The sequence below is a fragment of the Rhodobacter aestuarii genome, assembly GCF_900156655.1.
Taxonomy (GTDB): Bacteria; Pseudomonadota; Alphaproteobacteria; order Rhodobacterales; family Rhodobacteraceae; genus Rhodobacter; species Rhodobacter aestuarii.
The window spans coordinates 296,231-316,651 of the sequence record NZ_FTOG01000003.1 but is presented as its reverse complement, the minus strand read 5'-3'; the positions used below and the strand labels follow the sequence as shown (position 1 = coordinate 316,651).

Sequence of the window (20,421 nt, the reverse complement as noted above, 5' to 3'; positions counted from 1 at the left end):
GCCTATGAGAAAGGCATCTTGATCCGCACCACCGGCGACATCATCGCCATGTCGCCGCCGCTGATCATCGAAAAAACCCATATCGATACCCTCATCGGCACCCTCAAAGACGTCCTCGAAACACTCGACTAAGGTGGCTATCCCCCTTTAAATGCACAAAACCCCGGCAAATCTGCCGGGGTTTTTTGTGCTCGCAGCCTACCTTGCCTATTTTTTGCGCATGCGACTGATTGCGCAGCGATATGCTGCGCTGCGTCATGGGAAGGTCATTGACCGGGGCGGTTGAACATGGCCTGTTTCCTCTGACCAATCGGTCAGAAAAGATTCGGCCAGAGGGCATAAGCCCCGCACCGGCAGGGAGAAAACAGATGTCTGCACCCGGAGAAAACCTCCGTATCGATTCCGCACGCCTTTGGGACAGCCTGATGCAGATGGCCCAGATCGGCCCCGGCGTGGCAGGTGGCAACAACCGCCAGACCGTTACCGATTCCGATGCCGAAGGCCGCGCGCTGTTTAAGAAATGGTGCGATGAGGCCGGGCTGACGATGGGTGTCGATCAGATGGGCACGATGTTCATGACGCGGCCGGGTGAAGACCCGGATGCGCTGCCGGTCTATGTGGGCTCGCACCTTGATACGCAGCCCACGGGGGGCAAATTTGATGGGGTGCTTGGCGTGTTGGGTGCGCTTGAAGTGGTGCGCACGATGAATGATCGCGGCATCAAGACCAAGCATCCGATCGTCGTGACGAACTGGACCAATGAAGAAGGCGCGCGGTTTGCGCCCGCGATGCTCGCTTCGGGCGTTTTTGCGGGGATGCATACGCTTGAGTACGCCTATGGCCGCACCGATCTTGAGGGCAAGACCTTTGGCGCGGAACTGGAGCGGATCGGCTGGAAGGGCGATGAAGAGGTCGGCGCGCGCAAGATGCATGCCTATTTTGAACTGCATATTGAGCAAGGCCCGATCTTGGAGGCCGAAGACAAGACCGTTGGCGTGGTGACCCATTGCCAAGGGCTTTGGTGGCTGGAATTCACGCTCACCGGCAAAGAAGCCCATACCGGCTCCACCCCGATGAACATGCGCACCAATGCGGGCCTTGCGATGGCGCGCATTCTGGAAATGGTGCAAGAGGTGGCGATGGCGGCCCAGCCCAATGCCGTGGGCGGCGTGGGGCAGATGCAATTCAGCCCCAATTCGCGCAACGTGCTGCCGGGGACGGTGGTCTTTACCGTCGATATTCGCACCCCCGATCAAAAGAAACTTGACCGGATGCGGGCCGAGATTGAGACGCGCGCGGCCGAGATTTGCGCCGAGTTGAACGTGGGCTGTGCGGTGGAACCCGTGGGCCATTTTGACCCGGTGACCTTCACGCCGGAACTGGTGGAGCGGGTGCGCAGCGCGGCGGAAAAACTGGGCTATACGCATCGCGACTTGGTCTCGGGCGCGGGCCATGATGCTTGCTGGGCGGCCAAAGTTGCGCCGACCACGATGGTCATGTGCCCCTGTGTAGATGGGCTCAGCCATAACGAGGCTGAAGACATCAGCCCCGAATGGGCGACGGCGGGCACCGATGTGCTCTTGCATGCAGTGCTTGAGACTGCCGAAGTCGTCGAATAACCAGCATCCGGGGGGCAGCCCCCGGAGCTTCCCAAGAATATTTGAACAAAGTCGAAGGCCGGACCTTCAGGGAGTGTCCCATGAGCACAGTCATCAAAAACGGAACCATCGTCACTGCCGATCTGACCTATAAGGCCGATGTCTTGGTGGAAGGCGGGCAGATTGCCGCCATTGGCCAAGGCCTTGTGGGCGATGAGGTGATTGACGCTACGGGCTGCTATGTGATGCCGGGCGGGATTGACCCGCATACCCATCTTGAGATGCCCTTCATGGGCACCTATTCGGCCGATGACTTTGAAAGCGGCACCCGTGCGGCTTTGGCGGGCGGCACCACGATGGTGATCGACTTTGCGCTGCCCGCGCCGGGGCAGGGGCTCTTGGATGCGATCAAGGTCTGGGACAACAAATCCACCCGCGCGCATTGCGACTATTCCTTCCACATGGCGATCACTTGGTGGGGCCAGCAAGTGTTTGAGGAAATGCCGAAAGTGGTGGAGCATGGCATCACCTCGTTCAAGCATTTCATGGCCTATAAAGGCAGCCTGATGGTGAACGATGATGAGATGTTCGCCTCCTTCAAGCGCTGCGCCGAACTGGGCGCGGTGCCGATGGTGCATGCTGAAAACGGCGATATCGTCGCGGAAATGTCCACCAAGCTGTTGGCTGAGGGGAATAATGGCCCCGAAGGGCACGCCTATTCGCGGCCCTCTCAGGTGGAGGGCGAGGCCACCAACCGCGCGATCATGATCGCCGATATGGCGGGCGTGCCACTTTATGTGGTGCATACCTCCTGTGAAGAGGCGCATGAAGCCATTCGCCGCGCGAAAATGAACGGCAAGCGCGTGTGGGGCGAGCCGCTGATTCAGCACCTCACGCTCGATGACAGCGAATATTTCAACCAAGATTGGGACCACGCCGCACGGCGCGTGATGAGCCCCCCCTTCCGCGATAAAAAGCACCAAGACAGCCTCTGGGCCGGTTTGGCTTCGGGTACGTTGTCTTGTGTGGCCACCGACCACTGCGCCTTCACCACCGAGCAAAAACGCTATGGCGTGGGCGACTTCACCAAAATCCCGAACGGCACCGGCGGGCTTGAAGACCGTCTGCCGATGCTCTGGACCTATGGCGTCGGCACGGGCCGGATCACGATGAACGAATTCGTCGCCGTGACCTCGACCAATATTGCCAAGATCATGGGCATGTATCCCAAGAAAGGTGCGGTGCTCGTTGGCGCCGATGCCGATCTGGTGGTTTGGGATCCGGAAGCCTCGAAAACGATCACCGCCAGTGCGCAGCAATCGGCGATTGATTATAACGTCTTTGAGGGCAAAGAGGTCAAAGGCCTGCCGCGCTATACGCTAAGCCGCGGTGTGGTCGCAGTGGCCGAGGGCAAGGTGCAAAGCCGCGAAGGGCATGGCGAATTTGTCGCTCGCGAGCCGATGGGCGCGGTCAACAAGGCGCTCTCCACGTGGAAGGAACTCTCTGCGCCGCGTCCGGTGGTGCGGGCAGGCATTCCGGCCTCGGGCGTCTAAGAAAAAGGACAAGAGCCAACGATGCGCAGCCCAGTGATCGACGCCAAAGACCTCAACCTCATTTTTGAGACGAATGACGGCCCCGTGCAGGCGCTCAAAGATGTGAACCTGTCGATTGAGCGGGGCGATTTCGTCTCCTTCATCGGCCCCTCGGGCTGCGGCAAAACCACTTTCCTGCGCTGCATCGCGGCGCTGGAACACCCGACTTCGGGCAGTTTGACGGTGAATGGCATTTCGCCGGAGGAGGCGCGCAAGGCGCGTAGCTATGGCTATGTGTTTCAGGCCGCCGGGCTCTACCCTTGGCGCACCATTGCGGGAAATGTGAAGCTTCCGCTGGAAATCATGGGCTATACGCAGGCCGATCAAGAGGCACGTGTTGAAAAAGTGCTCTCGCTGGTGGACCTGCAAGGCTTTGCGAAGAAGTTCCCGTGGCAGCTTTCGGGCGGCATGCAGCAACGCGCTTCAATCGCGCGGGCGTTGGCTTTTGATGCCGATATTCTGCTGATGGATGAGCCCTTCGGCGCGCTTGATGAGATCGTTCGCGACCGGCTGAATGAGGAGCTTCTCAAGCTTTGGGCCACAACCGGAAAGACGATTGGCTTTGTCACCCATTCGATCCCCGAGGCGGTCTATCTCTCCACTAAGATCGTGGTGATGTCGCCACGTCCGGGCCGGATCACCGATGTGATCGAAAGCACGCTGCCGAAAGAGCGCCCGCTCGACATCCGCGACAGCGCCGAGTTTTTGGCGATTGCGCATCGGGTGCGCGAGGGCCTGCGCGCGGGGCATGCCTATGACTAAGGGTTTGCAGAACGGTTTTGATTTCGGGGAGGGCCGGGTTTGAAAAAGTCCATTCTTCCCATTCTCACCGTGCTCGCCGCGATTGTGGTGATTTGGTATGCGGGGGCCGTTTGGCTCAACAGCCAATGGACCTATGACCAAGCTGCCCGCGCGGGTGTTGAGGTCACTTTCTCGGAAATGGTCTCCGATACGCTGACCCAAGCCCGCCCGGTTCTGCCCGCGCCGCATCAGGTGGCCAAGGGGCTGTGGGACGGCATCGCCGGGCAAAAGATCACCTCCAAGCGCTCCTTGGTTTATCATGCTTGGATCACCTTCTCGGCCACGATGGCGGGCTTTGGCTTGGGCACGATCGCGGGAATTTTGCTGGCCGTCGGCATTGTGCACAGCCGCGCGATGGATATGAGCGTGATGCCTTGGGCGATTGCCAGCCAAACGATCCCGATCTTGGCGATTGCGCCGATGGTGATTGTGGTGCTCGCTTCGCTTGGCATTAAGGGGATGCTGCCCAAGGCGATTATCGCGGCCTATCTGAGCTTCTTCCCGGTGCTGGTGGGTATGGTGAAGGGGCTGCGCGCGCCCGATGCGATGCAGCTTGATCTCTTGCGCACCTATAATGCCTCGGATGCGCAGGGGTTTTGGAAGCTGCGCTTGCCCGCCTCGATGCCTTATCTTTTTGCCTCGCTAAAGGTTGGCATCGCCGCAGCGCTTGTCGGCACAATCGTGGCAGAACTGCCTGCGGGCGCGACGCAGGGGCTTGGCGCGCGGCTGCTCTCGGGCAGCTATTACGGGCAAACGATCCAAATCTGGGCCGCGCTCTTTGGCGCCGCCATTCTGGCCGCGCTTTTGGTGCTGGTCGTCGGTGTGGTGGAGCGCATCACGCTTAAACGCAAGGGGATGGCACAATGAGCGCGGTCGGATGGGGGGCCATTGCCTTCTGGCTGGCCGCATGGGGCGCGAACTCGTTCTTGGCCAACCGCTACCCGAAAGCGGGCTGGGTCAAGGCGCTGGTTCCCACGCTTTTCGGCATCACGCTTTTGGTGCTGTGGCAGGGGCTGGTGCGGGGGCTCAACGTGAGCCCGGTGATCTTGCCCGCACCCACCGATATTGCCACCGCCATTGGCGCGAATATCCCGCTTTTGTGGGGCGATTTTAGCCAAACGATCCTGAAAGGCGCGCTTGCGGGGTATCTGATTGGCTGCGGCGCGGCGATTGTGGTGGCCGTGCTGGTGGACCGTTCGCCGTTTTTGCAACGCGGGTTGTTGCCGGTGGGCAATTTCGTCGCCGCGCTGCCGATTGTTGGGATCGCGCCGATCTTGGTGATGTGGTTTGGCTTTGATTGGCAATCCAAAGCTGCCGTGGTGGTGGTGATGGTCTTCTTCCCGGTCTTGGTGAATATGGTGGCGGGCCTCGCCGCGACCGATGCGCTCAGCCGGGATCTGATGGCCACTTGGTCGGCCTCTTACCCGCAGGCGCTGGTGAAATTGCGCCTGCCTGCCGCGCTGCCGTTTTTGTTCAACGGGCTTAAAATCGCCACCACGCTTGCGCTGATTGGCGCGATTGTGGCGGAGTTCTTTGGCTCGCCCACCCGTGGCATGGGGTTCCGTATTTCCACCGCTGTGGGCCAGCTTGATCTGCCGCTGGTCTGGGCCGAAATTACCGTAGCAGCTTTGGCCGGTTCGGGGTTCTATGGGCTTATTGCCATGATCGAGAAGGCCGCAACCTTCTGGCACCCGTCGCAACGAGGCAAGTAAAGAAATCAACCAACCGGGCGCAAAGCTCGGGTCCAACAGAGAGAGTGTGAACCATGAAAAAACTGATGCTGGGGGCCGCCGCCCTTGCGCTGATGGCCGGTGGCGCGCAAGCGGAATCGGTGAAACTGCAACTCAAATGGGTGACCCAAGCCCAGTTCGCGGGCTACTATGTCGCCGCCGAAAAAGGCTATTATGAAGAAGAAGGGCTTGATGTCGAAATCCTGCCCGGCGGACCGGATATCGCGCCCGAGCAGGTGATTGCGGGCGGTGGCGCCGATGTGATCGTGGACTGGATGCCCGCCGCTTTGGCCGCGCGTGAAAAGGGGCTGGGGCTGGTGAACATCGCCCAACCGTTCAAACACTCCGGCATGATGCTGACCTGCTTGGCCGAAAACGGCATCACCTCGCCCGAGGATTTCAAAGGCAAGACGCTCGGTGTTTGGTTCTTTGGCAACGAATATCCGTTCCTGAGCTGGATGTCGAAACTCGGCATCCCGACCGATGGCTCTGAGGGCGGCGTGACCGTGCTCAAGCAAGGTTTCAACGTCGATCCGCTGTTGCAAAAGCAAGCGGCCTGTATCTCCACCATGACCTATAACGAATATTGGCAGGTGATCGACGCGGGCATCTCGGCCGATGACCTTGTGACCTTCAAATATGAAGACGAGGGCGTCGCCACGCTCGAAGACGGGCTTTACGTGATGGAAGACCGTCTGGCCGATCCGGCGTTTAAAGAAACCATGGTGAAATTCGTTCGTGCTTCGATGAAGGGCTGGAAAGACGCCGAAGCGAACCCGGATGAAGCCGCGATGATCGTGCTCGACAATGACGAGACCGGCGCGCAAACCGAACAGCATCAAAAGCGCATGATGGGCGAAGTGGCGAAACTGACCGCTGGCTCGAACGGCGCGTTGGATGTGGCGGACTATGAGCGCACGGTGGCGACGCTTCTGGGCGGCGGCTCTGACCCGGTCATCACCCAAGAACCCTCGGGCGCTTACACGCTCGAAATCACCGACGCGGCGCTGCAATAAGCATTCGCGCGATCGTTTCGGGAAGGGCGCCTGTGGGCGCCCTTTTCCTTTGCACAGGTGCCTCATGCACGCGGCTGCGCCACTTTCCGCCTTTATCCGCGCGGCCCCATAGCTTATGGCAAAGCCAAAGGGAGGCGGTCATGAGCTACAACACCTTCGGTCATCTGTTCCGGGTCACCACTTGGGGCGAAAGCCACGGGCCTGCGCTTGGCGCGACGGTGGATGGCTGCCCGCCCGGCATCGAGATCTCCGAAGAGTTCATTCAGGTCTTTTTGGATCGTCGTCGCCCCGGCCAATCGAAAATGACCACCCAGCGGCAAGAGCCCGACCGGGTGCGTATCTTGTCGGGCGTGTTCGAAGGCCGCTCCACCGGCACGCCGATCCAGTTGATGATCGAGAACACCGATCAACGCTCCAAGGATTATGGCGAGATTGCGCGGCAGTTCCGCCCCGGCCACGCCGATATCACCTATCACCAGAAATACGGCATCCGCGATTATCGCGGCGGCGGGCGCTCGAGCGCACGCGAAACGGCGGCACGGGTCGCGGCGGGCGGCGTGGCGCAAGCGGTGCTGAAAGCGCTGGTGCCGGAACTGACCATCACCGGCTATATGGTGCAGATGGGCGAAAAGCACCTTGATCGCAGCAAGTTCGATGCTGGTGAGATTTTGAACAATCCGTTCTTCCTGCCCGATGCGAGCGCGGTGGCGGAGTGGACCGACTATCTTTCGGCGCTGCGCAAAGGCCAAAACTCGGTTGGTGCCGCGGTTGAGGTGGTGGCGACGGGCTGCCCTGTGGGCCTCGGCGCACCGATCTATGCCAAGATGGACAGCGATTTGGCCGCCGCGATGATGACGATCAATGCCGTCAAAGGTGTGGAAATCGGCGAAGGCATGGCCGCTGCGGCGCTTACCGGCACCGAAAACGCCGATGAGATCGTGATGGGGCCGAACGGGCCGCAATATCTGTCAAACCACGCGGGTGGGATTTTGGGCGGCATCACCACCGGGCAACCGATTGTGGTGCGTTTCTCGGTGAAGCCGACCTCGTCGATCCTGACGCCGCGCCGCTCGATCAACACGGCGGGTGAGGCGGTAGAAGTGGTCACCCAAGGCCGCCACGACCCCTGCGTTGGTATTCGTGCCGTGCCGGTGGCCGAGGCGATGATGGCCTGTGTGATTTTGGATCACCTGCTCATGGACCGCGCGCAAACCGGTGGTCAGCGCGGGCAAATCGGCTAACCGAGCCAGCCCTCGACAATGCAAAGATCGGCTTCCGAAATCGGCGTGCGCAGTGACAGCGCATGCTGATATTCGGGGCTAAGGTAGCAGGCGCGCGCTGCTTCGAGTGACGGAAATTCAATCACCACGGTGCGCGGGCGCAGATCCCCCTCAACCACTTCCATCTCGCCGCCGCGCACCAAAAACTTGGCGCCATATTTCTCAAACGCGGCGGCATTGGCGGTGCGATAGGCCTGATAGCCTTGGGGATCGTCCACTGTCACGTGGCCGATCCAATAGCCTTTAGCTGTCATACGGTTCCCCTTCCCCTTTCACGCAGCCTGCGAGGGTAGGGGGGGATTCGGCAAGTCTTTTGAAGGGGCTGGCGCGCGACGCTCAGCCGCGCGCGGCTTTTTCCGCAATGCCCGAGGTGCCCTCGCGCCGCTCAAGCTCGGCCAGCACCTCATCCAAAGGAATATCCCGCGCGGCCAGCATCACCACAAGGTGGTAAAGCACGTCCGCAGCTTCATAAACGAGGTTCTCACGGTCGTTTTTGGCGGCGGCAATGATCGCTTCCACCGCTTCTTCGCCAAACTTCTCGGCGCATTTTTCGGGGCCTTTGGCGAAGAGCTTCGCGGTCCATGAACTGTCAGGGTCCGCGCCTTTGCGCGATTCAACCGTGGCGGCAAGGCGGGAAAGCGTGGTCATGAAAGCCTCATCGGGATGCCGGCGGCGGCCATATGGGCTTTGGCCTCGCCAATCGTGTAGGTGCCGAAATGGAAGATCGAAGCGGCCAGCACGGCGCTCGCATGCCCCTCGGTCACGCCTTCCACCAAGTGATCAAGCGTGCCCACGCCACCAGATGCAATCACCGGCACATCCACCGCATCGGCAATCGCGCGGGTGAGCGGCAAGTTAAAGCCCGCCTTGGTGCCGTCACGGTCCATCGAGGTGAGCAAAATCTCCCCCGCGCCTTTGGCGACCACCGTGCGGGCAAATTCAACCGCATCAATGCCGGTGGGCTTGCGCCCGCCATGGGTGAAAATCTCCCATCGGCCCGGCTCCACGGTTTTGGCATCAATCGCGCAAACGATGCATTGCGCGCCAAAACGGTCAGCGGCTTCGGCGATCACATCGGGGTTCGCGACGGCGGCAGAGTTAAAGCTGACCTTATCGGCCCCCGCCAAAAGCAGTGCGCGCACATCTTCATGGCTGCGCACCCCGCCACCTACCGTCAGCGGCATGAAACATTGCTCCGCTGTGCGGGTCACCAGATCGAACATCGTGCCACGGTTTTCATGCGTGGCGTGAATATCAAGAAAACACAACTCATCCGCGCCCGCGGCGTCATAGGCCTTTGCCGCCTCGACCGGGTCGCCCGCGTCGATCAGGTTGACGAAGTTCACGCCTTTGACCACGCGGCCATCGGCCACGTCGAGGCAGGGGATGATGCGCGTTTTGAGCATGGAGAGACTCCTTTGCAGCCTTACTAGCGGGCAGCGTGGAGGAAGCCAAGAAGAAGGGGCGCTCTGGACCCTTTGCGCCCCCGCAGACATTTGCGCAAAGTCGAAACGAAAAAGCCTCTGGTCTTCGACTTTGTCCAAATATCCCGGGGGTCTGGGGGCAGCGCCCCCAGCCTTTTTTACGCTTTCAATGCGGCCAAGGCCTGCGTCAGATCGAGCGCGCCGTCATAAATCGCGCGGCCCGAGATCGCGCCCGCAATCACGCCGGTGTCGCGCAGGGCGATCAGGTCGGGCAGCGACGAAACGCCGCCCGAGGCGATAACGGGGATCGAAACCGCGCGCGCCAGCGCCTCGGTCGCCTCGATATTCGGGCCAGTCATCGCGCCATCGCGCATGATGTCAGTGTAAATGATTGCCGCCACGCCCGCATCTTCAAAGCTTTGCGCCAGGTCGGTCACCATCACATCGGTTTCCTCGGCCCAGCCTTTGGTGGCCACTTTGCCGCCGCGCGCATCAATCCCCACCGCCACTTGGCCGGGGAAGGCTTTCGCCGCCTCACGCACCAGCGCGGGGTTTTCCACCGCCACGGTGCCCAAGATCACGCGCGACAGGCCCTTGGTAAGCCAGCTTTCAATCGTCGCCATATCGCGGATGCCGCCGCCAAGCTGCGCGGGCACTTTGATCCGCGCCAAGATCGCCTCGACTGCCGCGCCGTTCACCGGCGCGCCTGCGAAAGCCCCGTTCAGGTCCACCAGATGCACCCATTCGCAGCCCGCAGCCTCAAACTTTGCCGCTTGCGCTGCCGGGTCATCGCCAAAGACCGTGGCCTTATCCATCTCGCCATGCAGCAACCGCACGCATTGGCCATCTTTAAGGTCGATTGCCGGGTAAAGGATCATCACGGGCTCCTGTCTGTGGCGGGGTTGTGCGCCTCTTGCCATGCGCGGGGGCGCTTGCCAAGACGTCTCTACGCCACGTCGCGCCGCGATATCGGGCTTGCGCGGACACCACTTTGATGGCGCAATGGCCCCAGCGAAAGCGGGAGGAGACAGGAATGAAATCCATTTTGATGGCGGGGGTGTTGTGCCTTTTCGCCGGGGCTGCGCTGGCCGACCCGATTGAAGGGCTGTGGAAGACACAGCCGGATGACGGGGCCTATGCCCATGTAAAAATTGCGCCCTGTGGCGCGGCCTATTGCGGCACGATTGTCAAAAGCTTCAACGCGGATGGGGAATATCAATCCCCGAATGTCGGCAAGCAGATCGTGATCGACATGGTGCCTGCGGGCGGCGGTAAATATGAGGGCAAGGTCTGGCGGCCCTCGAACAACAAAATCTACATCGGGAAAATTGCGCTTTCGGGCGCTTCGATGAAGCTTTCGGGTTGCGTGGCCGGAGGGCTCATTTGCGCCAAGCAAAATTGGAGCAAGGTGCAGTAACGCGCCTTTCTCAATGCCCAGAACAAAAGGCCCCGCTTTGGCGGGGCCTTTTTATCATTCGGAGGCTTTGCCTTATTTCGGCAAAATCCGCACGCCGCCCTTGGCCGCCGAAGAGGCCAGAAGCGCGTAAGCTTTGAGCGCGGTCGACACGGCACGAGTGCGCGGCGCGGCGGGTTTCCACGGCAGCGGGCCTTTGGCGGCGCGGCGCGCTTCCAGCACATCATCGGCCACGGCCAGTTGGATGGTGCGGTTGGGGATGTCGATCTCGATCATATCGCCGGTTTCAACAAGGCCGATCAGCCCGCCTTCTTCGGCTTCGGGCGAAACGTGGCCAATCGACAGGCCCGAGGTGCCACCCGAAAAACGGCCATCGGTCAGCAGGGCGCATTTTTTGCCCAGACCTTTGGATTTGAGGTAGCTCGTCGGGTAGAGCATTTCTTGCATGCCCGGCCCGCCGCGCGGCCCTTCAAAGCGGATCACCACCACATCGCCCTCGGTCACCTTGCCGGTCAAAATGCCGGAAACGGCATCATCTTGGCTTTCAAAGACTTTGGCCTTGCCCGAGAATTTCAAGATCGAGTCGTCCACGCCTGCTGTTTTCACGATGCAGCCGTTGAGCGCGATATTGCCAAAGAGCACCGCCAAACCGCCATCTTTGGAATAGGCATGCTCAGCCGAGCGGATCACGCCGGTTTCGCGGTTGCGATCCACCTCTTTATAGCGGTTTTGCGTCGAGAACGCCTCGGTCGTGCGCACACCACCCGGCGCGGCGCGATAGAAGCTGTCCACCGCCGGGTCATTGGCGGTCATCACATCCCATGTGGCGATGGCTTCGCCCATCGAGCTGCTGTGCACGGTGCGGCAATCGGCATGCAACAGGCCCGCGCGATTCATCTCGCCCAAGATCCCCATGATGCCACCGGCGCGGTGCACATCTTCCATATGCACATGCGAGACGGCGGGCGCGACCTTGCACAGCACCGGCACTTTGCGCGACAGGCGGTCGATATCGTCCATCGTGAAATTCACCTCGCCCTCATAGGCGATGGCGAGCAGGTGCAGCACGGTATTGGTCGACCCGCCCATCGCGATATCAAGGCTCATGGCGTTTTCAAACGCTTCAAAGGTGGCTATGTCGCGCGGCAGGAGGCCCGCTTCCTCGCCCTCGTAATGGCGTTTGGTGATCTCAACGATCTTGCGACCCGCTTCCAAGAACAGCTCTTTGCGGTCGGCATGGGTGGCGAGCATCGAGCCGTTGCCCGGCAGCGCCAGACCCAGCGCCTCGGCCAAGCAGTTCATCGAGTTTGCGGTGAACATGCCCGAGCAGGAGCCACAGGTCGGGCAGGCGGCGCGCTCAATCTCGGCCACTTGCTCATCGGTGTATTTGTCATCGGCGGCAGCGACCATCGCGTCGATCAGGTCGATGTCATGGGCGATCACATCGGGGTTGATCTTGCCCGCTTCCATCGGCCCGCCCGAAACGAAGATCACCGGAATGTTCAGTCGCATCGCCGCCATCAACATGCCGGGGGTGATTTTATCGCAGTTGGAGATGCACACCATCGCATCGGCGCAATGGGCATTGACCATATATTCGACGCTGTCAGCGATCACCTCGCGCGAGGGGAGCGAATAAAGCATGCCGTCATGGCCCATCGCGATGCCATCATCGACGGCGATGGTGTTGAATTCTTTCGCAACGCCGCCTGCCGATTCAATCTCGCGCGCGACCATTTGGCCAAGGTCCTTCAGGTGGACGTGGCCGGGCACGAATTGCGTGAAAGAGTTGACCACCGCAATGATCGGCTTGCCGAAATCGCCATCTTGCATCCCGGTCGCGCGCCACAGGCCACGGGCACCGGCCATGTTGCGGCCATGGGTCGATTTGCGGGAACGATAATGCGGCATGGGATCCTCCGGGCGGCATGAATTGCAGCCCTTCTAGCGCAGGGTGTTACTGAATGCCAATGGCGAAGCCTTGCAATATTGCTTGATCGCGCGGGGTGGCGGCCGTTTCATTGCCGCTTCGCAAGGACGCGGGACAGAATCGGCCGGGTCTGCCCCGCGAGGCCGGAGGGAAGCCCCCGGCTGTCATGCGTTACATCAACTCAACCGCCATCGCCGTTGCCTCGCCGCCGCCGATGCATAGCGTTGCCACCCCTGTCTTCAGCCCATGCGTTTTCAGCGCGGCCAAAAGCGTCACCAGAACCCGCGCGCCAGAGGCCCCGATTGGGTGGCCAAGTGCGCAGGCCCCGCCGTGGATATTGACCTTGTCATGGGGCAGATCAAGCGCCTGCATCGCTGCCATCGCGACCACGGCAAAAGCTTCGTTCACCTCGAAAAGGTCCACTTTGGCCATATCCAGATCAAGCTTGGCCGAAAGCGTTTTCAGCGCGCCAATCGGCGCGGTGGGGAAGAGGTTTGGCTTATCGGCATGGGTGGCATGGCCCAGCACACGCGCAAGCGGGGTGAGGCCACGCTTTTCCGCCTCAGAGGCGCGCATCAGCACCAGCGCCGCCGCGCCATCGGAGATGGAGGAGGAATTTGCCGCCGTCACCGTGCCTTCTTTGCGGAAGGCGGGTTTGAGGGTGGGAATTTTATCGAGTCGCGCTTTGCCGGGTTGTTCATCCTCCGCCACCATCGTCTCGCCCTTGCGAGAGGAAAGCGTGACCGGGGCAATCTCGCCCACGAAATGCCCTGCTGCAATCGCGGCCTGCGCGCGGGTGAGCGAGGTGATGGCATAGGCATCCTGCGCCTCGCGAGTGAACCCAAAACTCTCCGCGCAATCCTCGGCATAGGTGCCCATGAGGCGGCCCTTGTCATAGGCGTCTTCAAGCCCATCAAGGAACATGTGATCCAGCACCTGGCCGTGGCCGATCCGGTAGCCGCCGCGCGCTTTGGTCAACAGGTAAGGGGCATTGCTCATGCTCTCCATCCCGCCCGCCAACACCACCTGTGCCGAGCCTGCCGCCAAGAGATCATGGCCGAACATCGCGGCCTTCATACCCGAGCCGCACATCTTGTTGATGGTGGTGCAGCCGGCAGACAGGGGCAGCCCCGCGCCAAGGCTGGCTTGCCGGGCGGGCGCTTGGCCTTGGCCTGCGGGCAAAACGCAGCCCATGATCACCTCTTCCAACGCCTCAGGGGCAAGGCCTGCGCGGGCGACAGCAGCCTCAATCGCCACGCGCCCCAAATCGGCGGCGGTCACATCGCTCAAGGCGCCTTGAAAACCGCCCATCGGCGTGCGTGCCATGCCAACGATCACAATCGGGTCCATCTTTGCCTCCGTCATTTCGCGGCCATGCGCAGCGCGCCATCAAGCCGGATCACCTCGCCATTGAGCATCTGGTTTTCGCAAATATGGCGCACCAAAGCGGCATATTCTGCAGGGTCGCCCAGCCGCGGCGGGAAGGGAACCGAGGTCCCCAGACTGTCTTGCACCTCTTGCGGAAGCCCCGCCATCATCGGGGTATGGAAAATCCCCGGAGCCACGGTGACGACGCGAATGCCATGGCGGGCCAATTCGCGCGCGGCAGGCAGCGTGAGTGCGGCAACGCCCCCCTTAGAGGCCGCATAGGCCGCTTGGCCGATCTGCCCGTCAAAAGCGGCGATCGAGGCGGTGTTGATAATCACGCCCCGCTCGCCACTGGGGCCTTGGGCGTTGCTCGCCATCGCCTCTGCCGCAAGGCGCAGCATGTTGAACGTGCCCACAAGGTTGATTGAAATCGCGCGGGCAAAGCTTTCGAGCCGATGCGGCCCCTCGCGGCCCAAAATCTTTTCGCCCGGCGCAACGCCTGCGCAATTGACCAGCCCGTCAAGCCGCCCGAACGTGTCTTGCGCCAAGGTGATGGCGGCTTGGCCATCCGCCTCTTGCGTGACATCTGCGCGGCAAAAGCGGGCCTTGGCACCCAATTCCTCCGCGGTGGCCATGCCTGCTTCGGCATTGATATCGACCAAAATCACCGCGCCGCCAGCATCTATGACCATCCGGGCCACAGCCGCGCCCAGACCCGAGCCGCCGCCGGTGATGGCGAAGACTTTGCCTTCGATCTGCATGTTGTCCTCCTTGGGCCTCTCCCTTGCCCTTAGGTCAAATCTATCGGGGTCGGCGCATGAGGCAACGGGGAAGGGCGCGCCGCGACGCAACGGAATTTCGCCCGTTGACCACATCAGGGGCGCGGGGCAGAACGGCGCAAAGGAGCATGTCATGAGCACAGCCACCCCCGCCACCCGCGTGCTAGAGGCCGCGAAAATCCCGTTTGAGCGGCTCGAATATGACTATGTGGCGGGCCAAGACAAAATCGGCCTGCATGCCGCGCAGGCGATTGGCGCGGACCCGGCGCAGGTGCTTAAAACGCTGATGGTTGAGGTGGATGGCAGGCCTGCCTGTGCGGTGATCCCGTCTGATGCACAACTCTCGATGAAAAAGGTGGCGGCGGCTTTTGGCGGCAAAGCGGCGGTGATGATGGCGCCCGATAAGGCCGAGCGGCTGACGGGCTTTCATACCGGCGGCATTTCGCCCTTTGGGCAAAAGAAGCGCGTGCCTGTGGCGTTTGAAGAAAGCGCGCTGGGCGCGGCCCTTGTGGTGATCAATGGCGGCAAACGCGGCCTGATGGTGCGGTTGGCGCCTGAAGATGCGCTCAAAGCCTCCAGCGGGGGCGCGAAAGCGCTGATCGCGACTGGCTAGCCCGGCACTAACGCCTCGCCAAAGCGTGACTTTTTCGCCGCGCCAAGGCGCAGCGCTGTGGCATGTGCCCCATTTCTGCCGAATTCCCTTGCGAAGACGCGGTAACGAGTGATTAACCACGCCCGCCTTGGGCCAAGACAAGATTACAGGACCGACATGCTGCCCCGACTTTGTGCCACGCTACGCGATATTGCCGCAGTTTCTCTTTTGGCAGGGGCGTTTTGCAGCGGCCTTAACACCGCCGCGCAGGCCGAGCCGCGCCAAACTCTGGGGTTCGGCCATTTCCTGAACAATGACGCCATCGGCGATGGGCAAGACCGGTGGCAAAGTGGCTCTTACACGATGTCATGGCTGCGGGGGCCGGGCTGGGAAGACACCCTGCCCGCGAAACCTTTTGAGGTGCTGGAATATCGGCTGAGTGGCGCGATTGTGGCCCCTGCGGATTTGCATAAACCCGCTGCGGGGGATCGGCGCTATGTCGCAAAGTCGATGTGGTCGGTGCATACCCCTTTCGCGCCGCGCCCGGGGCTTGAGGCGGATCTGGGGCTGGGGCTCGTTTGGGTCGGTCCCTCGAACGGGCTCTCGCAGTTCCAAGACTTCATCCACAAATCTTTGTCGATCAGCCGCCCGGTTGCGGCACTGAACCAATTGCCTGATCATGTCTATCCGGTGGTGACGGCGGAAGTGGCGCATCCCATCGCGCTGGGCGGGGCGGAATTGCGCCCCTTCATGGCGGTGCGCGCGGGGGATGAAAGCCTCGTGCGCGTGGGGGCCGATCTGGCTTTCGGCGCGCGGGAGCGCGGTGCGCTGTGGCTGCGCGATGAGGTGACGGGGCAGCGCTATGTCGGGGTGTCTGGCCAGCAAGAAGGTGGCACCAGCTTTGTGATTGGCGGCGATATCGCGCATGTCTTTGACAGCTACTATTTCCCCGAAGCCGATGGCGTTGCGTTCGAGCCGGTGCGCAAGCGGGTACGCGCCGGTGTCACCACCCGGATCGGCAGCCTTGGTGTCTTTTATGGTGCCACTTGGCTTTCCGAAGAGTTCAAGGGCCAGCCGGAGGGGCAAGTCGTGGGCTCAATGCGGTTTCGGCTGAATTTTTAAGCCGATTTCTGCCTTTTGGCCTATGCCCCTTGAAGACAAAGGGGATTTTCAAGCCGAATCACCCGTGTTACCGTGATCAATAATCAAGGGTCAGAAGACCCATATAAAAACGGCACGGGACATACAGGCAATGCAACCGGGTTATCTCGGAACCTTCGTCATTTCTTGGGCGCAGACGGAGATTGATGGCACCTTCGCGGCGCCGATAGAGGCCCTTTCCACGGGGGCCTGCTGGCGCTGGACGGGCGAGGCGGTAAGGGTCGATGGCCCTTCGGCACCGCTGTTACTCACGGGCGCGGAGGGCGCAGCCGATGTGCGGCTGCGCGCGGCGCGTGTGGTGCGCAGGCTTTTGGGCGCTGCGATGGACGAGGGCGGCGCCGGGGCTGATGCGCTTTTGGCGCCAGACAGAACGCCCGATCTTCCCGATCAAAGCTTCACCATCACCGATGGGATAGAGGCTTATGTTGTCACCTTGATCGAATTGCCTGAGGCGCAGGCGCGGCTTTTGATGTTTTCGGGCCGCGTGCCGCCGCGCGATACGGATTTGTGGCTGGTGGAAAGCACCGTCGATACGCGGCCCGAGGCGCTGCGTCTGCCCGAGCCGGGGGTGATTTGCTTTACTCCGGGCACCTTAATCGACACGCCCGATGGCAAACGCCCGGTCGAGGCCCTGCGCCCGGGGGACAAGGTGTTCACCCGAGATGACGGCGTGCAGGCGCTGCAATGGATTGGCTCGCGGCGGATGAGTGGGGCGCGGCTCTATGCTTTGCCGCATCTGCGCCCGGTGCGGATTAGGGCGGGCGCTTTTGGCATGGATCGACCCGAGGGCGATCTGCTGGTTTCGCCACAACACCGGATGCTGATCAAAGGCCCTGCTGCGCGTGCGCTTTTCAATGAAAGCGAAGTGCTGGTGCAGGCGCTTGATCTGGTCAATGGCAGTTCCGTGCGTATCGAGCATAGCCTGCCTGAGGTGCATTACATTCACCTGATGTTTGAGCGCCATCAGGTGCTTTGGGGCAATGGGGTGGAGACCGAAAGCTTCCATCCGGCCTCGACTGCCTTCGACATGATCGACCCGGCGCAGCGCAACGGCCTGTTGCAGCTTTGCCCCGGGGCGCAAAACGACCCGCTCAGCTATGGGGCATTTGCGCGGCGCGCGCTGACCCCGTCAGAGGCGGCGATTTTGCGTCACGATCTGGCGGCCTGATCAGCGCTCGGTCAGCTTAAGTTCAATGCGGCGGTTTTGGGCGCGGGCCTCCTCACTTGTGCCCTCCGCCACCGGACGAAACTCGCCAAAGCCCGCCGCGGCAAGGCGCTTGGGCTCAAAGCCTTGGGTGGTGATGAGAAAGCGCACGACCGATAGCGCGCGGGCCTGCGACAGTTCCCAATTGTCTTTGAACTCGCCAAGGCCAGAAAGCGGCGTGTCGTCAGTAAAGCCATCGACTTCTAGCACCCAGTCGATTTCTGGCGGGATTTCATTGGCCAATTCGCGGAAAGTCTCGGCGACACGGGCAATTTGCGCTTGGCCTTCGGGGGCTAAATCGGCAGAGCCCGGTTCGAACAGCACTTCCGAGGAGAAGACAAATCGGTCGCCCACCACCCGCACGCCCGCGCGGCCATCAAGCAGTTGCGACATGCGGCCAAAGAATTCGGAGCGGTAGCGGGCAAGGTCTTTCGCCTCGGCTTCGGCGCGTTTGCGGGCCTCTTCTTCCAAAGCGGCGCGGCGCTTTTGTTCGGCGGCGACTTGGGCTAGCGCGGCATTGAGTTGGCTTCCCAAAGCTTCCACCTGAACTTTGGCGGCGGTGTCTTTCGCTTTGGCTTCATCCAGCACCGCCTGTAGATCCGCCAATTGGCCGCGCAGGGCCGCAATTTGCTGGTTCAACAGCGCTACTTGTTCGGCATTTCGGTCGGCCTCCGCGCGGGTCTCTGTCAGCTTTTGCTCGGCAAGCGCTTTGAGCGCGGCTTCCTTATCGGCTTCGCTCAGTTGCACATCCAGTTTCTGTTCCAGATCGGCTTTTGCGGCTTCGGCGGCAGCGAGCAGGGTCAGCGTTTCTTCGGCTTTCTTGCGCGCGGCCTCTAGGTCGAGCCGCGTGCTGGCGAGCGCGGTTTCAGAGGCTTTGAGATCGGCCTGAAGGCCAGAGATTTGCGCGGCGCGATTTGCCAACTGGGTACTACCGTCGGCGAGTGCCGCTTCTTGCTCGGTAATCGTGGCCCCTTGCGCGGCGATCTGCGCGCGCGCGGCTTCGGCAGCGGCCAAAAGACCCGTAACTTGCAGCTCAAAAGCCGAAATCTGTGCCCCTGCGGCCTCCAACCGCCCGGTGAGTTCGGCGGTCTTGCTCTCCTCAAGCGACAACGCCTGCGCCAAGCTTGCCACCTGCGCGGCCAAGGCTGACAATTCATGATCTTTGGTCGTGATCGTGTCGCGCAACATGGATTGCACGATCATGAAAATCGAGATCACGAAAAACAACACCATGAGCAGCGCGGCCATCGCATCGACAAAGCCGGGCCAGACATTGGTGGAAAAGCGCGCGCTGCGGCGGGCCGAAAGTGCCATTTAGCCCTCCGAACGGCTGCGCGACAGGATCGCCCGGGTCAGCGCGGCAAAGTCATTGCGCAATTCGGCCATGCTTTCTTGCCGCCCCGCGGCCATTTCTTCCAAAAGCCGCGACATCTGAATGTCGATCGAGCGCAGGCGCATGCGCATTTCGCCATCCACCTCTGCCTCTTGCGCGGCGCGAGCTTGCGAGGTGAGCGCCTCAAGCGCGGTCACGAGCCGGTCTTGCCCCGCTGCCATTTGTGCGAGCGATTGGCTTTGCGTGGCACGGTTTTCTAGATCGGCCGCCATTCGCCCCGCAAAATCGGCAAAGGCATGGGAGAGATGCGCAAGCTGCGTTTCGGTTTGTGCGCGGGCATGTTCGGCGCGCGTGAAAAGCGTTTGCAGCGCATCCATCTGCTCGGACATGTGATCAAGGATCTCGGCCATTGCCGAACCCTCGCCGCTATCGCCCTCTGCCGCTGCGAAGCTCAGCCGGGTGATCGAGGAAATCCATTCCTCCAACTCGCGGTAAAAGCGGTTTTGGCCATGGGTCACGAAGAGTTCGAGCATCCCCACCACCAGCGATCCCGCAAGACCAAGGAGCGAGGAGGAAAACGCCGTGCCCATGCCGCCAAGCTGCCCCTCAAGCCCGCCCATCAGCCGCTCGAACACCGCCGTTGCGCTTTCGCCCGGTTGCGGGGCGAGCGCGCGGATCGTTTCCACCACGCCTGGCACAGTGGTCGCGAGCCCGTAGAATGTGCCGAGAAGACCAAGGAAGATCAGAAGGTTAGAGAGATAACGCGTGATGTCGCGGGCTTCATCAATCCGGGTGCCGACCGATTCCAAGATCGAGCGCGCGGCGGAGGTGGCGATAGAACGGGTTGAGCCGCGCGCGCCCAAGAGCGCGGCAAGGGGGGCCAGCATTTGTGGCGCTTTATACTGCGGGCGACCGGGGCGATCTGCGGCGAAGCTTTCGATCCAACTCACCGCTTTGATCAATTGCGCGACCTGCCAAAAACAGGTGACGATCCCGGCCGCGAAAACGGCGAAAATCACCCCGTTGAGCCATGGGTTGGATTTGAAGATTGCGGAAATCGGCCCGTAAGCGAACCAGCCCCCCGCGCCAACAAGCGCCAGCACGGCCAGCATCGAGGCCACTTGCCGGACGGGTTGCGAGAACTGCGGGGCCTGGGGCCGGGCCGGTGCGCGCATGATATGCCTCTTTGCCTGCTCTTA

21 protein-coding genes are annotated in these 20,421 nt (G+C 61.5%); 12 read left to right on the top strand and 9 right to left on the bottom strand.

Annotated elements, in window-relative coordinates; genetic code table 11:
* The 8 genes from BW967_RS18910 to aroC form a co-directional block, all read left to right on the top strand.
* Positions 1 to 132 (top strand): aminotransferase class III-fold pyridoxal phosphate-dependent enzyme (locus BW967_RS18910; RefSeq protein WP_139327805.1); only part of this gene is annotated, 132 nt, incomplete at its 5' end.
* A gap of 236 nt (positions 133 to 368) precedes the next feature.
* On the top strand, positions 369 to 1,619 hold the full coding sequence (locus BW967_RS06580) for a Zn-dependent hydrolase (protein WP_076484251.1): 1,251 nt from the start codon (positions 369 to 371) through the stop codon (positions 1,617 to 1,619).
* A gap of 80 nt (positions 1,620 to 1,699) precedes the next feature.
* Positions 1,700 to 3,151 (top strand): dihydropyrimidinase, encoded by a 1,452-nt coding sequence (gene hydA / locus BW967_RS06575; RefSeq protein ID WP_076484250.1) that lies wholly within the window; start codon positions 1,700 to 1,702, stop codon positions 3,149 to 3,151.
* 21 nt (positions 3,152 to 3,172) lie between these two features.
* Positions 3,173 to 3,952, top strand: coding sequence for an ABC transporter ATP-binding protein (locus tag BW967_RS06570; protein WP_076484249.1), 780 nt, complete (start codon positions 3,173 to 3,175; stop codon positions 3,950 to 3,952).
* 39 nt (positions 3,953 to 3,991) lie between these two features.
* A complete protein-coding gene (locus BW967_RS06565; RefSeq protein WP_076484248.1) occupies positions 3,992 to 4,858 on the top strand; it encodes an ABC transporter permease in 867 nt (288 codons plus the stop codon).
* Complete coding sequence (locus BW967_RS06560) at positions 4,855 to 5,703, top strand: ABC transporter permease (RefSeq protein WP_076484247.1); 849 nt, start codon at positions 4,855 to 4,857, stop codon at positions 5,701 to 5,703. The genes BW967_RS06565 and BW967_RS06560 overlap by 4 nt, the downstream gene beginning before the upstream one ends.
* 53 nt (positions 5,704 to 5,756) lie before the next feature.
* Entirely contained in the window at positions 5,757 to 6,737 is a 981-nt protein-coding gene (locus BW967_RS06555; protein WP_076484246.1) for an ABC transporter substrate-binding protein, read from the top strand.
* Between the two features lie 140 nt (positions 6,738 to 6,877).
* Positions 6,878 to 7,978, top strand: a complete 1,101-nt coding sequence (gene aroC, locus BW967_RS06550) for a chorismate synthase (protein WP_076484245.1) — start codon at positions 6,878 to 6,880, stop codon at positions 7,976 to 7,978.
* Here the strand turns inward: aroC and BW967_RS06545 are convergent.
* From BW967_RS06545 to hisA, 4 genes are all read right to left on the bottom strand, one after another.
* The gene (locus BW967_RS06545) at positions 7,975 to 8,271 is read right to left on the bottom strand and encodes a DUF1330 domain-containing protein (protein WP_076484244.1); all 297 of its coding nucleotides are present in this window, start codon (positions 8,269 to 8,271) and stop codon (positions 7,975 to 7,977) included. The two genes, aroC and BW967_RS06545, sit on opposite strands and share 4 nt — an antisense overlap.
* 82 nt (positions 8,272 to 8,353) lie before the next feature.
* Positions 8,354 to 8,665 carry a phosphoribosyl-ATP diphosphatase gene (locus BW967_RS06540; protein WP_076484243.1) on the bottom strand — a complete coding sequence of 104 codons (312 nt, stop codon included), beginning with the start codon at positions 8,663 to 8,665 and terminating at the stop codon, positions 8,354 to 8,356.
* Positions 8,662 to 9,423, bottom strand: a complete 762-nt coding sequence (hisF, locus tag BW967_RS06535) for an imidazole glycerol phosphate synthase subunit HisF (RefSeq protein ID WP_076484242.1) — start codon at positions 9,421 to 9,423, stop codon at positions 8,662 to 8,664. The genes BW967_RS06540 and hisF overlap by 4 nt, the downstream gene beginning before the upstream one ends.
* 176 nt (positions 9,424 to 9,599) lie before the next feature.
* Positions 9,600 to 10,319, bottom strand: coding sequence for a 1-(5-phosphoribosyl)-5-[(5-phosphoribosylamino)methylideneamino]imidazole-4-carboxamide isomerase (gene hisA, locus BW967_RS06530; RefSeq protein ID WP_076484241.1), 720 nt, complete (start codon positions 10,317 to 10,319; stop codon positions 9,600 to 9,602).
* Positions 10,320 to 10,474: 155 nt separating this feature from the next.
* Between hisA and BW967_RS06525 the strand changes: the two genes are divergently transcribed.
* The gene (locus BW967_RS06525) at positions 10,475 to 10,858 is read left to right on the top strand and encodes a DUF2147 domain-containing protein (protein ID WP_076484240.1); all 384 of its coding nucleotides are present in this window, start codon (positions 10,475 to 10,477) and stop codon (positions 10,856 to 10,858) included.
* Positions 10,859 to 10,930: 72 nt separating this feature from the next.
* Here BW967_RS06525 and ilvD read toward each other — a convergent pair whose 3' ends face one another.
* From ilvD to BW967_RS06510, 3 genes are all read right to left on the bottom strand, one after another.
* Positions 10,931 to 12,766, bottom strand: a complete 1,836-nt coding sequence (gene ilvD, locus BW967_RS06520; protein ID WP_076484239.1) for a dihydroxy-acid dehydratase — start codon at positions 12,764 to 12,766, stop codon at positions 10,931 to 10,933.
* 190 nt (positions 12,767 to 12,956) lie between these two features.
* Positions 12,957 to 14,135, bottom strand: a complete 1,179-nt coding sequence (locus tag BW967_RS06515; protein WP_217696375.1) for an acetyl-CoA C-acyltransferase — start codon at positions 14,133 to 14,135, stop codon at positions 12,957 to 12,959.
* An 11-nt stretch (positions 14,136 to 14,146) separates the two neighbouring features.
* Complete coding sequence (locus BW967_RS06510; RefSeq protein ID WP_076484237.1) at positions 14,147 to 14,914, bottom strand: 3-hydroxyacyl-CoA dehydrogenase; 768 nt, start codon at positions 14,912 to 14,914, stop codon at positions 14,147 to 14,149.
* A 151-nt stretch (positions 14,915 to 15,065) separates the two neighbouring features.
* Between BW967_RS06510 and ybaK the strand changes: the two genes are divergently transcribed.
* The 3 genes from ybaK (at position 15,066) to BW967_RS06495 (ending at position 17,853) form a co-directional block, all read left to right on the top strand.
* On the top strand, positions 15,066 to 15,545 hold the full coding sequence (gene ybaK, locus BW967_RS06505; protein WP_076484236.1) for a Cys-tRNA(Pro) deacylase: 480 nt from the start codon (positions 15,066 to 15,068) through the stop codon (positions 15,543 to 15,545).
* Positions 15,546 to 15,701: 156 nt separating this feature from the next.
* Positions 15,702 to 16,646 (top strand): lipid A-modifier LpxR family protein, encoded by a 945-nt coding sequence (locus BW967_RS06500; RefSeq protein ID WP_076484235.1) that lies wholly within the window; start codon positions 15,702 to 15,704, stop codon positions 16,644 to 16,646.
* Positions 16,647 to 16,776: 130 nt separating this feature from the next.
* Positions 16,777 to 17,853: a Hint domain-containing protein gene (locus BW967_RS06495; protein WP_076484234.1), complete on the top strand. Its 1,077-nt coding sequence runs from the start codon at positions 16,777 to 16,779 to the stop codon at positions 17,851 to 17,853.
* Here the strand turns inward: BW967_RS06495 and BW967_RS06490 are convergent, their stop codons facing one another.
* Positions 17,854 to 19,203 carry a peptidoglycan -binding protein gene (locus BW967_RS06490; protein WP_076484233.1) on the bottom strand — a complete coding sequence of 450 codons (1,350 nt, stop codon included), beginning with the start codon at positions 19,201 to 19,203 and terminating at the stop codon, positions 17,854 to 17,856.
* Positions 19,204 to 20,397, bottom strand: coding sequence for a biopolymer transporter ExbB (locus BW967_RS06485; protein WP_076484232.1), 1,194 nt, complete (start codon positions 20,395 to 20,397; stop codon positions 19,204 to 19,206).
* Positions 20,398 to 20,421 lie beyond the last annotated feature (24 nt).